At 63.1% G+C, this 15,262-nt stretch carries 16 protein-coding genes; 9 read left to right on the forward strand and 7 right to left on the reverse strand.

Annotated elements, in window-relative coordinates; genetic code table 11:
* Positions 1 to 969, forward strand: a complete 969-nt coding sequence (locus tag AC56QX_RS30955; protein WP_497112356.1) for an ABC transporter permease — start codon at positions 1 to 3, stop codon at positions 967 to 969.
* A 6-nt stretch (positions 970 to 975) separates the two neighbouring features.
* On the opposite strand, the gene AC56QX_RS30960 is transcribed toward AC56QX_RS30955, so the two are convergent.
* Both AC56QX_RS30960 and AC56QX_RS30965 read right to left on the reverse strand, forming a co-directional pair.
* Positions 976 to 1,812, reverse strand: a complete 837-nt coding sequence (locus tag AC56QX_RS30960; RefSeq protein WP_497112357.1) for an amidohydrolase family protein — start codon at positions 1,810 to 1,812, stop codon at positions 976 to 978.
* Positions 1,813 to 1,878: 66 nt separating this feature from the next.
* Positions 1,879 to 2,664 carry an IclR family transcriptional regulator gene (locus AC56QX_RS30965; RefSeq protein WP_464611775.1) on the reverse strand — a complete coding sequence of 262 codons (786 nt, stop codon included), beginning with the start codon at positions 2,662 to 2,664 and terminating at the stop codon, positions 1,879 to 1,881.
* Positions 2,665 to 2,833: 169 nt separating this feature from the next.
* Here AC56QX_RS30965 and AC56QX_RS30970 point away from each other — a divergent pair, with 169 nt between their 5' ends.
* The 8 genes from AC56QX_RS30970 to AC56QX_RS31005 all read left to right on the forward strand — a co-directional run bounded on the left by AC56QX_RS30970 (position 2,834) and on the right by AC56QX_RS31005 (position 10,123).
* Positions 2,834 to 4,153, forward strand: a complete 1,320-nt coding sequence (locus AC56QX_RS30970) for an ABC transporter substrate-binding protein (protein ID WP_497112358.1) — start codon at positions 2,834 to 2,836, stop codon at positions 4,151 to 4,153.
* A gap of 132 nt (positions 4,154 to 4,285) precedes the next feature.
* The gene (locus AC56QX_RS30975) at positions 4,286 to 5,182 is read left to right on the forward strand and encodes a carbohydrate ABC transporter permease (RefSeq protein WP_497112359.1); all 897 of its coding nucleotides are present in this window, start codon (positions 4,286 to 4,288) and stop codon (positions 5,180 to 5,182) included.
* Positions 5,182 to 6,048, forward strand: coding sequence for a carbohydrate ABC transporter permease (locus AC56QX_RS30980; protein WP_497112360.1), 867 nt, complete (start codon positions 5,182 to 5,184; stop codon positions 6,046 to 6,048). Before AC56QX_RS30975 ends, AC56QX_RS30980 begins: the two co-directional genes overlap by 1 nt.
* 4 nt (positions 6,049 to 6,052) lie before the next feature.
* Entirely contained in the window at positions 6,053 to 7,150 is a 1,098-nt protein-coding gene (locus tag AC56QX_RS30985) for a sn-glycerol-3-phosphate ABC transporter ATP-binding protein UgpC (RefSeq protein WP_027041156.1), read from the forward strand.
* Positions 7,151 to 7,155: 5 nt separating this feature from the next.
* Positions 7,156 to 8,268: a mandelate racemase/muconate lactonizing enzyme family protein gene (locus AC56QX_RS30990; protein ID WP_497112361.1), complete on the forward strand. Its 1,113-nt coding sequence runs from the start codon at positions 7,156 to 7,158 to the stop codon at positions 8,266 to 8,268.
* Between the two features lie 10 nt (positions 8,269 to 8,278).
* Positions 8,279 to 8,608, forward strand: a complete 330-nt coding sequence (locus AC56QX_RS30995; protein ID WP_497112362.1) for an L-rhamnose mutarotase — start codon at positions 8,279 to 8,281, stop codon at positions 8,606 to 8,608.
* Positions 8,604 to 9,677: a Gfo/Idh/MocA family protein gene (locus AC56QX_RS31000; protein ID WP_497117979.1), complete on the forward strand. Its 1,074-nt coding sequence runs from the start codon at positions 8,604 to 8,606 to the stop codon at positions 9,675 to 9,677. Before AC56QX_RS30995 ends, AC56QX_RS31000 begins: the two co-directional genes overlap by 5 nt.
* Positions 9,674 to 10,123 carry a MaoC/PaaZ C-terminal domain-containing protein gene (locus tag AC56QX_RS31005; protein ID WP_027041152.1) on the forward strand — a complete coding sequence of 150 codons (450 nt, stop codon included), beginning with the start codon at positions 9,674 to 9,676 and terminating at the stop codon, positions 10,121 to 10,123. Before AC56QX_RS31000 ends, AC56QX_RS31005 begins: the two co-directional genes overlap by 4 nt.
* Positions 10,124 to 10,134: 11 nt before the next feature.
* Here the strand turns inward: AC56QX_RS31005 and AC56QX_RS31010 are convergent, their stop codons facing one another.
* The 5 genes from AC56QX_RS31010 to AC56QX_RS31030 all read right to left on the reverse strand — a co-directional run bounded on the left by AC56QX_RS31010 (position 10,135) and on the right by AC56QX_RS31030 (position 15,260).
* Positions 10,135 to 10,932, reverse strand: a complete 798-nt coding sequence (locus AC56QX_RS31010) for an ABC transporter permease subunit (RefSeq protein ID WP_497112363.1) — start codon at positions 10,930 to 10,932, stop codon at positions 10,135 to 10,137.
* Positions 10,933 to 10,934: 2 nt separating this feature from the next.
* Entirely contained in the window at positions 10,935 to 11,792 is an 858-nt protein-coding gene (locus tag AC56QX_RS31015) for a 2-aminoethylphosphonate ABC transporter permease subunit (RefSeq protein ID WP_497112364.1), read from the reverse strand.
* Positions 11,785 to 12,930, reverse strand: coding sequence for an ABC transporter ATP-binding protein (locus tag AC56QX_RS31020; protein WP_497112365.1), 1,146 nt, complete (start codon positions 12,928 to 12,930; stop codon positions 11,785 to 11,787). The genes AC56QX_RS31015 and AC56QX_RS31020 overlap by 8 nt, the downstream gene beginning before the upstream one ends.
* A gap of 32 nt (positions 12,931 to 12,962) precedes the next feature.
* Positions 12,963 to 13,994 (reverse strand): 2-aminoethylphosphonate ABC transporter substrate-binding protein, encoded by a 1,032-nt coding sequence (locus AC56QX_RS31025; protein WP_497112366.1) that lies wholly within the window; start codon positions 13,992 to 13,994, stop codon positions 12,963 to 12,965.
* Positions 13,995 to 14,249: 255 nt separating this feature from the next.
* Positions 14,250 to 15,260 carry a 2-hydroxyacid dehydrogenase gene (locus AC56QX_RS31030; RefSeq protein WP_497112367.1) on the reverse strand — a complete coding sequence of 337 codons (1,011 nt, stop codon included), beginning with the start codon at positions 15,258 to 15,260 and terminating at the stop codon, positions 14,250 to 14,252.
* Between the last annotated feature and the right edge of the window lie 2 nt (positions 15,261 to 15,262).

Genomic DNA, 15,262 nt, shown 5'->3' on the forward strand with positions numbered 1-15,262 from the left:
ATGACTGGGCGAAACCTGTTTGCGACAACCAATGCCCGCGTCGTCAGCGCTTTCTGCGTCGCCGCCCTTCTGCATCTGGCCGGCACGATCCTCATTCCCGGCTACTCCGCGCCGTTTGCGATACGCGCCATGCTGGTGCTTGCTTCGCTGCTGGCCGTCGCCTCGATCGGACAGACGCTGGTCGTCATCATGGGCGGCATCGACCTGTCTATTCCCTTCGTCATCGGCTTCGCCAATGTCGTGGCCGCGCAGCTCTACGGCGATGGCTGGAATTTTGTCCTGGTCTGCGGCCTTGTCGCGGTGTTGGCGATCATCATCGGCGGGCTGAACGGGCTGATCGCGCGCAGCCTCGATATCCAGCCGCTGATCGTCACGCTCGGCATCGGCATGGTCGTGCAAGGGCTGGTGCTGTTGTGGACGGCAGGCTTCCCCTCAGGCTCCGCGCCGCAGGCGGTTTCCAGCTTCGTGTCGATCGGTGGATTGGCGGGACCGCTGCCGGTGCCGTGGTTGGTGCCGAGCCTCGTCGTGCTGGCGGCACTCGTCGTGCTGGTGCTGGAGCGGACGCCTTATGGCCGCCGGCTCTATGCGCTGGGCAGCAATCCAGGGGCAGCACCGCTGGCGCTGATCGACCCGGTTCGCATGTGGGTCATCACCTATGCCGCGAGCGCCTTCTTCGCTGCCGTCGCGGGCGTGCTGCTGCTTGGCTTCACCGGCTCGGCCTATGGCGATGTCGGCCAGCCCTATCTGTTCCAGACGATTGCAGCCGTGGTCGTCGGCGGCGCGGCTTTGGTCGGTGGCCGCGGCAGCTATCTCGGCACCATCGCCGGCGTGCTGGTGCTGACCGAGATCAACACGCTGCTGATCGGCCTCGGCTTCCAGCCCTCAGCGGTGCAGGCGGCACTGGGCTTGATCATCGTGCTGCTGGTCTCGCTCTACGGCCGCGAGCGGCACGTCTCGACGACGATCTGACGGCGGTTACTTCAACCGCCACAGCTTGCGGGCATTGCCCGACAACAATCTGTCGCGCTCGGAAGCGCTGCAACCGGAAACCAGCGCATGGGTCGCCGCCACCCAGGTCGAGAGACCACCGCCGAGCGTGCAGACCGGCCAGTCGCTGCCCCAGACGACACGGTCCCAGCCGAACGCAGCGATGGTGTGCTCGACATAGGGCCGCAGCGTCTCCACCGTCCAGGCAGGACCGGCATAGGCAACGACGCCGGAAATCTTGGCCATGACATTCGGACGCTTCGCGATCTCGCTCATATGCTCGCGCCAGGGATGCTCGGCGTTGCCGTTGATATCGGGGACGCCGCAATGGTCGAGGACGAACTGGACATCCGGCGCCAAGTCGGCCAGCGCAATCGCCTTGGGGATCTGGTGCGGCAGCACGACGAGGTCGAAAGTCAGGCCGGTGCCGCCAAGCCGCTTGATGTTTTCCCGGAACAGCGCGCCTTCCGAGAGATCGTCGGGCACGACATGGAGAACCCGGCGAAACCCTTTGACGAAAGGATTTGTCTGCTGGCGTTCGAGATAGGTGGCAAAGTCAGCCTCTTCCGGCCGGCACGATGCGATTACCCCGGTGAGCATGCTGCCCGCCTGCCGCGACAGACCTTCGACCCGTGCGGTCTCGGCTTCGATGTCAGCCGGATCGACATCGACCTCCATATGCAGCACGCGCTCGACGCCGACACGCTGCGCCTGCGCGGCGTACTCCTCGTAAGAGAAATCGCGGTTGAGCGCCGGCACGCCGGCAAGCCAGGGATAACGCAGCGCCGAGCGATCGATGAGATGCAGATGGGTGTCGATGATCATGGCGAGGCTCCTCCTCCGGCGTTGTTCAAATCATCTCACGGAGGAATTCTTCATTCAAATAAGAATTTACGCCGACGAGCCGACAGTCGAGCCTGCCAGGTGCGACAGCTTCTCACACGTTGCAAGCAAGAGCTCGATGGTCCGGGTGATGTCAGGTGCCGCAGGCGTGTTGATGACAGTGATGTAGGGAATCGACAGCGCGGCGATCGCCCTGCCGTCGGAACTGCGCACCGGTGCCGAGAGATTGAAGACGCCTGCCGTCTGCATCGAGGCCATCATCTCGTAGCCGCGGTCGCGGATCTGGTCGAGCCGGGTGAAGAACTCCGCCGATTGCGGTGTCTTGTCGGTGCTGCGGACGTATTCGGAAATCATCATCTGCCGCTCTTCCTGCGAGCGGAAGGCGAGCAGCACATGGCCCGAACCGGTGTCGAACAGGCTGATGTGGGACCCGACCCGGATTGAGATGCCCCAGTAATCCGGGGCCTCCTGCTGGGCGATGACGACGGCGGAACCACGATCAAAAACAACGAGTTGATTGGCCTGCTGCGACGTCTCGGCCAGCTCGCGCATCAGCGGCGTGGCGTAGGAGACCAGCCGCCGCACCGGAGCGTGCAGTTGCGCCAGGCCGAACAGTTTCAGCGTCAGCGAATAACGGTCGCCGTCGAGCCTCGTGACATAGCCGCGCCGCACCAGTCGGTCGAGCATGCGGTAGAACTCGTTGGGGCTGCGGTCGAGCTTCTTGGCGATTTCGGCCTGGGTCAGGCCACCGTCGACGCCAGCCAGCAACTCAAGGATGTCGAGCCCCTTGTCGAGCGCCGGCGCGCGGTAGCGCTCGTCTTCGCTGTCGTCCATGGGTCATCTCTCCAGTGAATTGTTCCCTTCATATACGCAGGAACGCAGCCGGCGGAAACAAATTTCGCCTTGACGTATCCATGAATGTTTTGTTTGTATATGAATGTAGCACTTGTTGTCATCAGACGAGTTGCGGTCGCCTGCCAAGGCGCACCAAGGGAGGATACCAATGAACAGACTGCTTTCCCGCGTGTCCGCCGGCGCATTGTTGCTTGCATTCGGTGCAGGCACGGCCCTTGCCGGCGACCTGCCCGGCAAGTTCGAAGGCGTGACCGTCGACGTGAAACTGATCGGCGGCCAGCAATATGAAAAGCTCTACGAGCGCATCCCCGAATGGGAGAAGGCGACCGGCGCCAAGGTCAACATCCTGACCAAGAAGAACGGCTTCGACATCGACAAGGAGCTGAAGTCCGACATCGCCTCAGGCAGCACCAACTGGTGCGTCGGCTGGAACCACTCGTCCTTCGCGCCGCAATATACGGGCCTCTATACCGACCTCAGCAAATTGCTGCCCAAGTCGGAGATCGATGCCTTCGTGCCGTCGACGATCAAGTCGGCGACCATCGACGGCAAGCTGGAAATGCTGCCGCGCGCGCAGTTCGACGTTTCGGCGCTCTACTACCAGAAGAGCCTCTACGACAACGCCGACAACAAGACCAAGTTCAAGGCGAAATACGGCTACGACCTGGTGCCGCCGGACACCTGGAAGGAAGTCACCGACCAGGCCGAGTTCTTCGCCAACCCGCCCAATTTCTACGGCACGCAATTTGCCGGCAAGGAAGAGGCGATCAATGGCCGCTTCTACGAGATGGTGGTCGCCGAGGGCGGCGAATATCTGGACAAGGACGGCAAGCCGGTCTTCAACTCCGAGGCCGGCATCCGGGCGCTCGACTGGTTCGTCAACCTCTACAAGGCCAAGGCCGTACCGGCCGGAACCACCAACTACCTCTGGGACGATCTCGGCCAGGGCTTTGCTTCGGGCACCGTCGCCATCAACCTCGACTGGCCTGGCTGGGCCGGTTTCTTCAACGATCCGAAGTCGTCGAAGGTCGCGGGCAATGTCGGCGTGAAAGTCGCGCCGAAGGGTTCTTCCGGTAAGCGCACCGGCTGGTCGGGTTTCCATGGTTTCTCGGTGACCGAGAACTGCCCGAACAAAGAGGCCGCGGCTTCCCTGGTCTGGTGGCTGACCAACGAGGACAGCCAGAAGCTCGAGGCTGCCGCAGGCCCGCTGCCGACCCGCACCGCTGTCTGGGACTGGGACCTGAAGCAGGCCGAAAACGATCCTTACAAGAAGGAGGTTCTCTCCGCCTTCCAGGAAGAAGCCAAGCACGCCTTCGCCGTGCCGCAGACGCCTGAATGGATCGAAATCTCGAACGCCGTCTACCCCGAACTGCAGGCGGCGATCCTGGGCGACAAGACCTCCAAGCAGGCTCTGGATGAAGCGGCCGCCAAGGCGACGCAGATCCTCCAGGACGCCGGCAAGCTCTAATCAGTGCTCCCAAGGCTGCCTCCCCCATCGTGATGGGGGAGGCGATCGCGTCCTGGCGTATGCTCGGCGATACATGGCCCTTTCGTCGCGTCCGCTTCGACGCCAGTCCAATGCAACATTGCAGGAATTCTGATGAAGGGCTTCAAGCCATCCGCGCCATTCCTGTTGCTGCTTCCGGCCTTCATCGTGCTGGCGGCGGTCGTCGTCGTGCCGCTGCTGTTGTCGCTCTATTCCAGCTTCACGCCTTTCCGCCTGACCAAGCCCGAGACATTCTATGTCTTCATCGGCTTCCGGAATTATCTGTCGATCCTGGCCAACACCGATTTCTGGTGGGCGTTCGGCCGCACGGTGCTGCTGCTGACGATCGCGCTAAATCTCGAAATGCTGCTTGGCCTCGGCCTCGCCATGCTGGTCGAGAAGGCGACGCACGGCCAGCGGATCCTGCGCACGCTGATGATGTTTCCGATGATGTTCTCGCCGATCCTCGTCGGCTTCCAGTTCAAGTTCATGTTCAACGACAATATCGGCCTGGTGAACAACGCCCTGCAGTCGCTCGGCATCACGCAGGACGCCATCCCATGGCTGATCGAAGGCCATCTCGCCTTCATCGCCATTTCGATCGCCGAGATCTGGTCGTCGACGGCGATCTTCGCCATCCTGATCCTCGCCGGCCTGCTCGCCATGCCCAAGGAGCCTATCGAGGCTGCGCGCGTCGACGGCTGCACGCCGTGGCAGACATTCCGCTATGTGACATGGCCGTTTGTGATGCCTTTTGCCTACATCGCCATGACCATCCGCTCGCTCGACGTTGCGCGCGCTTATGACATCGTCAAGATCATGACCGATGGCGGACCGGCGGGCCGTACCGAACTGTTGTGGACCCTGGTGGCGCGCACCGCCTACAGCGACGGGCGCATGGGCATGGCCAACGCCATGGCCTATTTCTCGATCCTGCTGTCGATCGCCTTCACCGTCTATTTTTTCAACAAGCTCGCTGCGGCGCGCACGCAGATCGGTGCGGAGTGGTGATGGACGAGAATTCTTCCGCCCGCCTGAAGCGCCGGCTGCTCGGCATCGTGTACCGCATCGGCCTGTTCCTGGCGATGCTGACCATCTGCCTGCCCGGCCTCTGGATCGTCATCTCGTCGCTGCGGCCGACCGTCGAGATCATGGCCAAGCCGCCGGTGTGGATCCCGCAAGAGCTCTCGTTCGACGCTTATGTTTCGATGTTCAGCGGCATCGGCAAGGGCGGCATCCCGGTCATCGAATATTTCCGCAACTCGCTGATCATCTCGGTGACGTCGACGATCATTGCGGTGGCCATCGGCATGGCCGGCGGCTACGCCTTCGCGCGTTATCGTTTCCGCGGTAAGTCCAGCGTCTTCCTCGGCCTGATGCTGACACGCACGGTGCCGGGCATCGCGCTGTCGCTGCCGCTGTTCTTCCTCTATGTGCGGCTCGGCATCATCGACACGCATTTCGGGCTGATCCTCGCCTATGTCGCGCTCAACGTGCCGTTCACGATCTGGCTGATCGACGGCTTCTTCCGCCAGGTGCCAAAGGATTTGGCGGAGGCAGCGCAGATCGACGGTTGCACGCGCTGGCAGGCGTTCTGGCAGGTCGAGTTTCCACTCGCCGGCCCAGGCATCGCTTCGGCCGCTATCTTCGCCTTCCTGACCTGCTGGAACGAGTTTGCGCTGGCTTCGCAATTGACTCGTTCGGTCAGCGCCAAGACGCTGCCGGTCGGCCTGCTCGACTATACGGCCGAGTTCACCATCGACTGGCGCGGCATGTGCGCGCTCGCCGTGGTGATGATCATTCCGGCGCTCACCCTCACCTACATCGTCCAGAAACACCTTGTCGGCGGCCTGACCTCCGGCGCGGTGAAAGGCTGATCCCATGGCAACGGTTTCCCTCAAAAAACTGACCAAGCGCTACGGCAATATCGGGATCGTGCATGGCATCGATCTCGATATCACCGACCGTGAATTCATCGCGCTGGTCGGCCCGTCCGGCTGCGGCAAGTCGACGACGTTGCGCATGATCGCCGGACTGGAAGAAATCAGCGCCGGCTCGATCGAAATCGGCGGACGCGTCGTCAACGATCTGCCGCCGCGCTCGCGCAACATCTCGATGGTGTTCCAGTCCTACGCGCTCTATCCGCACATGACGGTGCGGGAGAATCTCGGCTTCTCGCTGAAGATCGCCGGTGCCGCCAAGGAAGACATGGAGCGCCGCGTTGCCGAAGCCTCGGCCATCCTCGGCCTCGATACGCTGCTCGATCGCCGTCCGTCGCAACTGTCCGGCGGCCAGCGCCAGCGTGTCGCCATGGGCCGCGCCATCGTGCGCGATCCCGATGTGTTCCTCTTCGACGAGCCGCTTTCCAATCTCGACGCCAAGCTCAGGACGCAGATGCGCACCGAGATCAAGAAGCTGCATGCCAAGGTGCAGTCGACTGTGATCTACGTCACGCACGACCAGGTCGAGGCGATGACGCTGGCCGACCGCATCGTCATCATGCGCGACGGCCACATCGAACAGGTCGGCACGCCCGACGAGGTGTTCCGGCGGCCGGCGACGCGCTTCGTTGCCGGCTTCATCGGCTCGCCGCCGATGAATTTGCATGAGGCAACGATCGATGACGGCCAGATGGTTTTTTCCAGCGGCGAGAAGCTGCCCCTGCCCGGCCAGTTCAAGGCCAATGTCGCGACCGGCGACAAGGTCGTGTTCGGGCTGCGTCCCGACGACATCTATCCGGCTGGCCATGGCATCAGTTCGGGCGGTGCGGCCGACGTCCACCAGATCGAACTGCCGGTCACGGTCACCGAACCGCTCGGCAACGAGACGCTGGTGTTTGTCGAGTTCAACGGCACCGACTGGGTGTCGCGCATGCTGAACCCGAGGCCGCTTAGGCCGGGCGAGCGGGTGGCCATGAGCCTCGACATGTCGCAGGCGCATCTGTTTGCCACCGACACCGGAAAGACATTGCGGAGCTGAGGGACATGGCCAGAATCGAGAAAGTCGAACTGCGGATGGTGGACCTTGTGCCCAAGGTCAAGCGCACTGACGCCATCCAGAGTTTCGTCAGCCAGGAAACGCCGATCGTCACCATCACCGATTCCGACGGCGCGGTCGGCACCGGCTACAGCTATACGATCGGCACCGGCGGCTCATCGGTGATGCGGCTCTTGTCAGACCATCTGGTGCCGCGCCTGATCGGTCGCGACCCCGACATGATCGAGGCGATCTGGCACGATCTCGAATTCGCGACGCACGCCACCACCATCGGCGCGATCACCGCCATCGCCATCGCGGCGATCGACACGGCACTTTGGGATCTCAGGGCGAAGAAGCATAACCTGCCGCTGTGGAAACTGGCCGGCGGCGCCAAGGACCGCTGCCCGCTCTACACCACCGAGGGCGGCTGGCTGCATATCGAGACGGCAGCACTTGTCGACGATGCGCTGGCGGCCAAGGCCAAGGGATTTCGCGGCTCGAAGGTTAAGATCGGCAGACCGCACGGGTCGGAGGATCTCGCGCGGCTGTCGGCCGTGCGCAAGGCGGTCGGCGACGGCTACGAGATCATGACCGACGCCAACCAGGGTTTTTCCGTCGACGAGGCGATCCGGCGCGCGGCCAGGCTGCGCGAACTCGACCTCGCCTGGATCGAGGAGCCGCTGCCGGCCGACGACATCGACGGGCATATCAGGCTGTCGAACTCGACACCGACGCCGATCGCCATCGGCGAGTCGCTCTATTCCATCCGGCATTTTCGCGAATACATGCAAAAAGGCGCCTGCTCGATCGTGCAGGTCGATGTCGGCCGTATCGGCGGTATCACGCCCTGGCTCAAGATCGCCCATGCGGCGGAGGCCTTCGACATTCCGGTCTGTCCGCATTTCCTGATGGAACTGCATGTCAGCCTGACCTGCGCTGTTCAGAACGGCCGATATGTCGAGTACATTCCGCAACTCGATGAGTTGACCGGCAAGCATATGCGCATCGAGGATGGCCATGCGCTGGCGCCCGACGAGCCCGGCATCGGCATCGACTGGGACTGGGACGCGGTCAAGGCCATGAGCATCGCCGAATTCACCACGGCGATCACGAAATAGGGGAACGGACATGCAGCGGATGGGGATGGTGTTGGGGCTGAAGCCGGAAAAGGTCGAGGAGTATGTCCGCCTCCATGCCGCCGTCTGGCCCGACGTGCTGACCATGATCTCGGCCTGCAACATCAGGAACTACTCGATCTATCTGAAGCGGCCGGAGAATCTGCTGTTTTCCACTTTCGAATACCACGGCACCGACTATGCAGCCGACATGGCCAAGATGGCAGCCGACCCCAGGACGCAGGAATGGTGGGCCGTCTGCATGCCATGCCAGGAGCCGCTGGCAACCCGCAAGGAGGGCGAGTGGTGGGCCTCCATGGACGAGGTCTTCCATCATGATTGAGGGCGGTTTCGACCCTGCCTCGCTCACCCAGTCCTGGCCAAAGCCCTCAAAGCCCCGACCGATCGTCACTTTCGGCGCCGGATCGATCGTCGGCGACGCGCATTTTCCCGCCTATCGCAAAGCAGGCTTCCCAATTGCCGGCCTCTATGATCCGGACCAGGCCAAGGCTCAGGCCCTGGCCGAAAAATGGGGTGTGACGGCATTCCGCTCGGTCGATGAAGCCGCTGATGTCAAGGATGCGATCTGCGATCTGGCGACGCCACCGGGACGGCACGCCGAGATCCTGAAGGCTTTGCCCGACGGGGCGGTCGCACTGATCCAGAAACCGATGGGCAACTATCTCGGCGAGGCGACCGAAATCCTCGAAATCTGCCGCGCCAAGGAGCTCAAGGCGGCGGTGAACTTCCAGCTGCGCTTCGCACCGATGATGCTGGCGCTCAAGGATGCCATCGGCAAGGGTTGGCTGGGCGAGGTCGTCGACTTCGATGCCTGGCTGGCGCTGGCGACACCATGGGAGTTGTGGGAATTTCTGCTCAAGGCGCCGCGCGTCGAGATCGCCATGCACTCGATCCATTATCTCGACCTCATCAGGCAATTGCTGGGCGACCCCAAGGGCGTCCACGCCAAGACGCTCGGTCACCCCAACCACAAGGTGGCGCAGACGCGCACCAGCGCCATTCTGGACTATGGCGACACCGTGCGCTGCGCGCTGTCGATCAACCACGATCACAAATTCGGCCGCCGGCATCAGGCCTGCGAATTTCGCATCTGCGGCACCGAGGGTGCCGCCCACCTCAAGCTCGGCCTCAACCTCGACTATCCCCGGGGTGAACCGGACATTCTGGAGATCTATCCCAAGGGCGGGACGGACTGGGTCGCCGTACCACTCGCCGGCGAATGGTTCCCTGACGCCTTTGTCGGCCGCATGGCCAATGTCCAGCGTTTTGCCACGGGCGAGGACGACGCGTTGGTCAGTTCGGTCGAGGACGCCTGGAACACCATGGCGCTGGTGGAAGCCGCCTATAAATCGAGCGCGGCGCCGGCGACGCCGATCGCGGAAAGGCCCTGATGGAACAGATCACCTATTTCGAAGACTACGAAATCGGCTCGTCGCGGCTGACCAGCGGTCGCACCATCACCGAGACCGACTTCATCGTACATGCCGGCCACACCGGCGACTTCTTCCCGCATCACATGGATGCCGAGTACATGAAGACGACGCCGTTCGGCCAGCGCATCGCGCATGGCACGCTGGTGTTCTCGGTCGGCATCGGGCTGACGGCAAGCATCGTCAACCCCGTCGCCTTCTCCTACGGCTACGACCGGTTGCGTTTCATCAAGCCGGTGTTCATCGGCGACACGATCCGCACGCGCACCACCATCACGGCCAAGGAGGACGACCCGAAGCGGCCGGGCTCCGGACGGGTAATCGAGCGCTGCGAAGTGATCAACCAGCGCGGCGAGGTCGTGCTGGCGGCCGACCACATCTATATCGTCGAACGCAAACCGGCCTGACGAAGTCCGCGCTATGCGCCGGTGGCGCGCTTCGCAACGCGCTCCAAGCCGAGCAGCAGGACCAGCGTTGCCGCCACCAGGATCATGGTGAGCGCGGCACCGGCAAAAATGTCGCCACGGTCGGTGAGGCTGAAGATCGACACCGGCAGCGTCACCCAGCCCGGCGGGTAGACCATGACGGTGGCGCCAAGCTCACCCATCGACAGCGCGAAGCTCAAGCCAAAGGCGGCGACCAGATAGGGCGCCAGCAGCGGCAGCGTGACGTGCCAGAGCCGGTAGGCCGGCCGCGCGCCGAGGCTCGATGCGACCTGTTCGAAGTCTGGCGAAAGCCTTGCCAGGCCGGCCGAGACATTGCCGAAGGTGAAAGCCGAGATCAGCACGAAATGCGCGATCATGACGATGGCGATGGTACCGTTGAGCAACAGCGGCGGATGGCTGAACGCAACCAGCAGGCCGAGGCCAACGGACACCGAAGGCACCGCGCTCGGAATGAAGAACAGCAGGCCGAGCAGCCGCTTCAAGGAAGGCCCCTGCAGGCGCAGCGACAGTGCCGCCCAGGTGCCGCTGACCAACGCCAGCGCGCTGGCCAGGAAGCCGGTGATCAGGCTGGCCTTGACCGAATTCCACGCCGAGCCCCTGATGACATCGGTGTAGTGCTCCGTCGTCAGGCCATTGGGCAGCACGCCGTTCCACTGGTCGGCGAGACTGGACAGGAGAATGACCGCCAGCGGTGCCAAAAAGAGCACGCCGAAGATCAGCGCGAACAGCACCCACAACACGATGCGACCAGGGCGCGACCAGACCAGCATGGCTAGACTCCCAACCGGCCGGCAGCGAAGCGGTAGAGACCGAACAGGCCAAGCGACAGCGCGATGTTGACCACGGCGATGATGCAGGCGACCTGATAGGCCGATTCCTGGATCGCCTTGCCATAGATCAGCAGCGGCAGCGTGATGACACCCTTGGCGCCGATGAACAGCACGATGCCGAATTCATTGACGGTCAACAGCAAGCAGAGGCTGCCGCCGGCGATGAGCGCGGGGATCGCGGCCGGCAGGATGACCTGGCGTACGATGCGGAAGGGCCTCGCGCCCAGCACGCTCGCGGCTTCGATCTGGCCACGGTCTACGAGTGAAAAGGCGGCGAGCAACGGGCGCAGGATGAAGGGCGTGTAGACGGTGACTTCGGCGAGCACGACGCCCCAGGTCGAGTAGAGGAAATCGACAGGGGGCAGTGGCAGCGAGAAGGTCTCCATCAGCCCGGTGTTGAGCATGCCGGCGGAGCCGTAGAGGAAGGTGAAGGCCAGCGTCACCAGGAAGGTCGGGAGCGCGATGAAGGTGTCGATCAACCGAGCGATGAAACCGCTGCCGGGAAACGGCACGAAGGCGAGGATCAGCGCCAGCACGAGGCCGACGATGAGGCATCCGGCCGTCGCCGTGACCGAGATCGTCACGGTGTTGATCAGCGCGTTGAGGAAGAAGCGCGAATGCAGCACGCGAAAAATCTCGGCGGCATTGACGACACCGCTGTCGTCTAGGAAGGCCTGCCGGGCAATCAGCGCCAGCGGATAGAAGAACAGCAGCGCCAGCAGAGCCGCCGGCGGCACGATCCAGAACTTGCCGGGCTCTCTCCTGATCGCCGGCGCGCGAAGTGCGATGGCGTCAGACACCGGCGTCTTCCGGAAGCAGCGAGGTGTCGGCGGGTGCGAAGAACAGCGGCACCTTGGCGCCGGGTTCGGGCAAGGCGATCGGCAGTTTGGTTGCCGAGACGCGCACCGGCGTGCCGTCGACATCGAGCACGAGATGGGTGAGTTCGCCCTGCCAGTGGACTTCCCTCAGCGTGCCGACGATGCGGTTGGTGTGCTCGCTGTCGGCCGTCAGGCTCAGGTGCTGTGGCCTGATGCAGAGCAGGCTCTTGTCGCCGGCCTTCTCGTCACGGCCGGCGCTTGTGAGCACAGCGTCGCCATGCCTTGCCGTGGCAAAGCCCTTCGAGCCAACGGATTCGGCAACGGTCACCGGCAGAAGGTTGGCACGGCCAAGGAATTCTGCGGTAAACCGGTTTGGCGGGCGGCGGTAGAGTTCCGTCGTCGGCCCATGTGAGCAGACCCTGCCGTCGCGCATGATGGCGATCTTGTCGGCAAGCGTTAGCGCTTCGGTCTGGTCGTGGGTGACATAGAGGATGGTGAGGCCCGGCAGGCTGCGGTGCAGGCGGGCGATCTCCTCGACCATGTTGCGGCGGATCTGCGCGTCGAGCGCCGACAGCGGCTCGTCGAGCAGGAGCACGCGGGGCCGCACGGCAAGCGCGCGGGCAATCGCGACACGCTGCTGCTGGCCGCCCGAAAGCTCGCGGGGATAACGCCGTGCGAAAGTCGCCATGCCGACAGTGGCGAGCGCATCTTTCACCCTTTCGCCGATCAGCGCCTTGTCGGCGCCTTGTGCCCTGAGGCCGAAGGCAACATTGTCCTCGACCCGCATATGCGGAAACAGCGCGTAGTTCTGCACCACCATGCCGAGACCGCGTTCATAAGGCGGCAGATCGGTGACATCGGTGGCGCCGATGCGGATGCGGCCGCTCGCCGGCCGCACGAAGCCGGCGACCGCACGCAGAGCGGTGGTCTTGCCGGAGCCGGACGGGCCGATCATCGCCAGGATCTCACCCGGCGCGATATCCAGGGTCAGCGGATGCAGGACGACATGCGCGCCATAGGCGACGCTGACCTTGTCGAAGTGGACATTGGAACCGGCGCCGCGAATTTTCGCGGCGTCGATGTCCATGACACTGGTACCAGTAAAGGCGACGGCCGACATGGCTTGGTCCTCCGGATTTCTGCCCTCGGGTGTTAGCTTCCGGTCGCCTCGTTCCACTTCTTGACGTAGTCGGGAAGCTTGCTCAGCGCCTCGTCCCAGTTCGGCGACCAGATGGTGACGCCCTTCATCGCTTCCTGCGCCTTGGCGAAGTTGGCGTCGTCCGGCTTCACGTCCTTGCGGGCGGGCATGCCGAGCGCGACCGAGCTTATGGTCGACTGGACTTCCTTGGCGAGCAGGAAATCGATCAGCTTCTTGCCGTTGTCGCCATTCGGCGCACCGGTGACCAGGCCGATTTCATAGGGCAGCGCGAAGGTAGAGCGCACGCCGTCGGGACCGGCAGGCCAGAACACCTTGATGTTCGGGTTGTCGGCCATTTGCGACATGTTCATCTGCAGATCGCCATTGGCGACATGCAGTTCGCCCTTGTTGACCAGCGCGGTCAGCTTGCCGGTCGAAGCGGACGGACCGACATTGTTGTCCTGCAGCTTCTTCATGAATTCAAAGCCGGCATCCTCGCCGCCGAAGGCATGGATGACCTGCAGCATCACAGCGGTGCCGTCGCCAGCCTGGCCGGGCGTCGAATACTGGATCTTGCCCTTGAACTTGGGATCGAGCAGGTCGTTGTAGCTCTTCGGCGCTTCCGACAGCACGGCGCTGTTGTAGATGAAGTTCATATAGTTGTTGACGACAGGCCGGTACTTGTCGGTGCCGCCGTCGATCTGGTCGGCGCCTGCCGGCTTGTAGTCCTGCAGCAGGCCATCGGCGGCGGCGCGCTGGACGAAGGGCGGCAAGGTCACCAGCACATCTGCCTGCGGGTTCGACTTTTCCTTGGCAACGCGCTCGACGACACCGCCGGAGCCTGCCTCGATATATTGCACGGTGATGCCGGTGGCCTTGGTGAAGGCTGCGAATTCGGTCTCGTACCAGCTGCCATTGCCGTCATGCAGGCCGTCGGCGGAGTAGATGGTGACGACGCCATCGGCGAATGCCGGTGCGACGAGAGCCGACGACGCCAAGAGCGACGCGGCGAAGGCCATTGCGATGGTTGCGTTTCGCGATTTCATGGATCAGTTCCCCTGTGATTGATGGCACATTCTGCGATGCACTAGGACCGATCGACTTCTTGTCTCTGGCGGACGTGGAGCCGATTGGATGTCGTCGTTGTGACAACTTTGGGGATCGGCGATCGATAAGTAAAATCTATTTATTTTATGACAGGCAAATTTCTACTGATATTTGTCATGGAACTGTCGCATCGCTATAGCGGACGCGATCGCAGCCACGCGAAAGGCATCTATCCCATTGAAAGATATGCCTTATCAGCTGAACTGAACGCCTGATGTCTGCGCCAGCAAACGCGGGTCATGCGAGCGGATGGTCACCGGCCGGCCATCGAGGATCTCGAAACAGCGCGCGAGCGTGTCGTCCTCGAGGCGGCGCATTGCCCCATGCGTGAAGAAAGTGAGATGCGGAAACAAGATCACGTTGTCGCGATCGAACAGGGCGCTCATCGGATGGCCTGATCTGGCCAACGGTTCGACCGAATAGACATCGAGCCCGGCACCGCCGATGCGCCCGGCGACAACAGCTTCGACAAGCGCCGCCTCATCGATGAGCGCACCGCGCGAGACGTTGACGATGATGGCGGAAGGCTTCAGGCAGGCGAGTTCCGCCTTGCCGATCAGGCCGCGCGTCTTGTCGTTCAACACACAATGGATCGAGACAAAATCGCAGGCGCGCAGCATGGCTTGCAGGTCGTCGACCTTGTCGATGCCGGCGGCATGCATGGTCGCGGCATCGACACCGGGATCGAAGCCGAGGACCCGGGCATGAAATCCCTGGCCAGCCATGCGCGCCATGCTGCGGCCGATCTTGCCGCAGCCAACGAGGCCAAGCGTGGCGCCGGAAATGTCGCGCCCGAGCCAGCGCTGCTCGGGCCAGACCCAACCGTCGCGCGATACCGCCGCCGTGATCGCCGGCAGCCGCTTGGCGAGCGCGATCATCAGGGCGAAGGCGCCTTCGGCGACGGTTTCCTCGGCATATTCCGGCACATTGACGACAGGAATGCCGTGCCGTATCGCGGTAGGGATGTCGATGGCATCGATGCCGACGCCGTATTTGACGATGCCCTTCAATTTCGGCGCTGCGTCGATCACCCGCGCCGTGATCGGCGTGTAGCACATCAGCAGAAGATCGGCGTCAGCGACAGCGCTAACGAGATCGGCCTCGGCAATGCCGTCAGGCAGCGTCATCAGCTCGACGCCCCGCGCCCGCAAGCCGGCATCAATGCCTGGACATTCGAGTTCCCGATCGGTGCGGATAGCCTTCACAA

The sequence above is a fragment of the Mesorhizobium sp. RCAM 06353 genome (genome assembly GCF_059683585.1).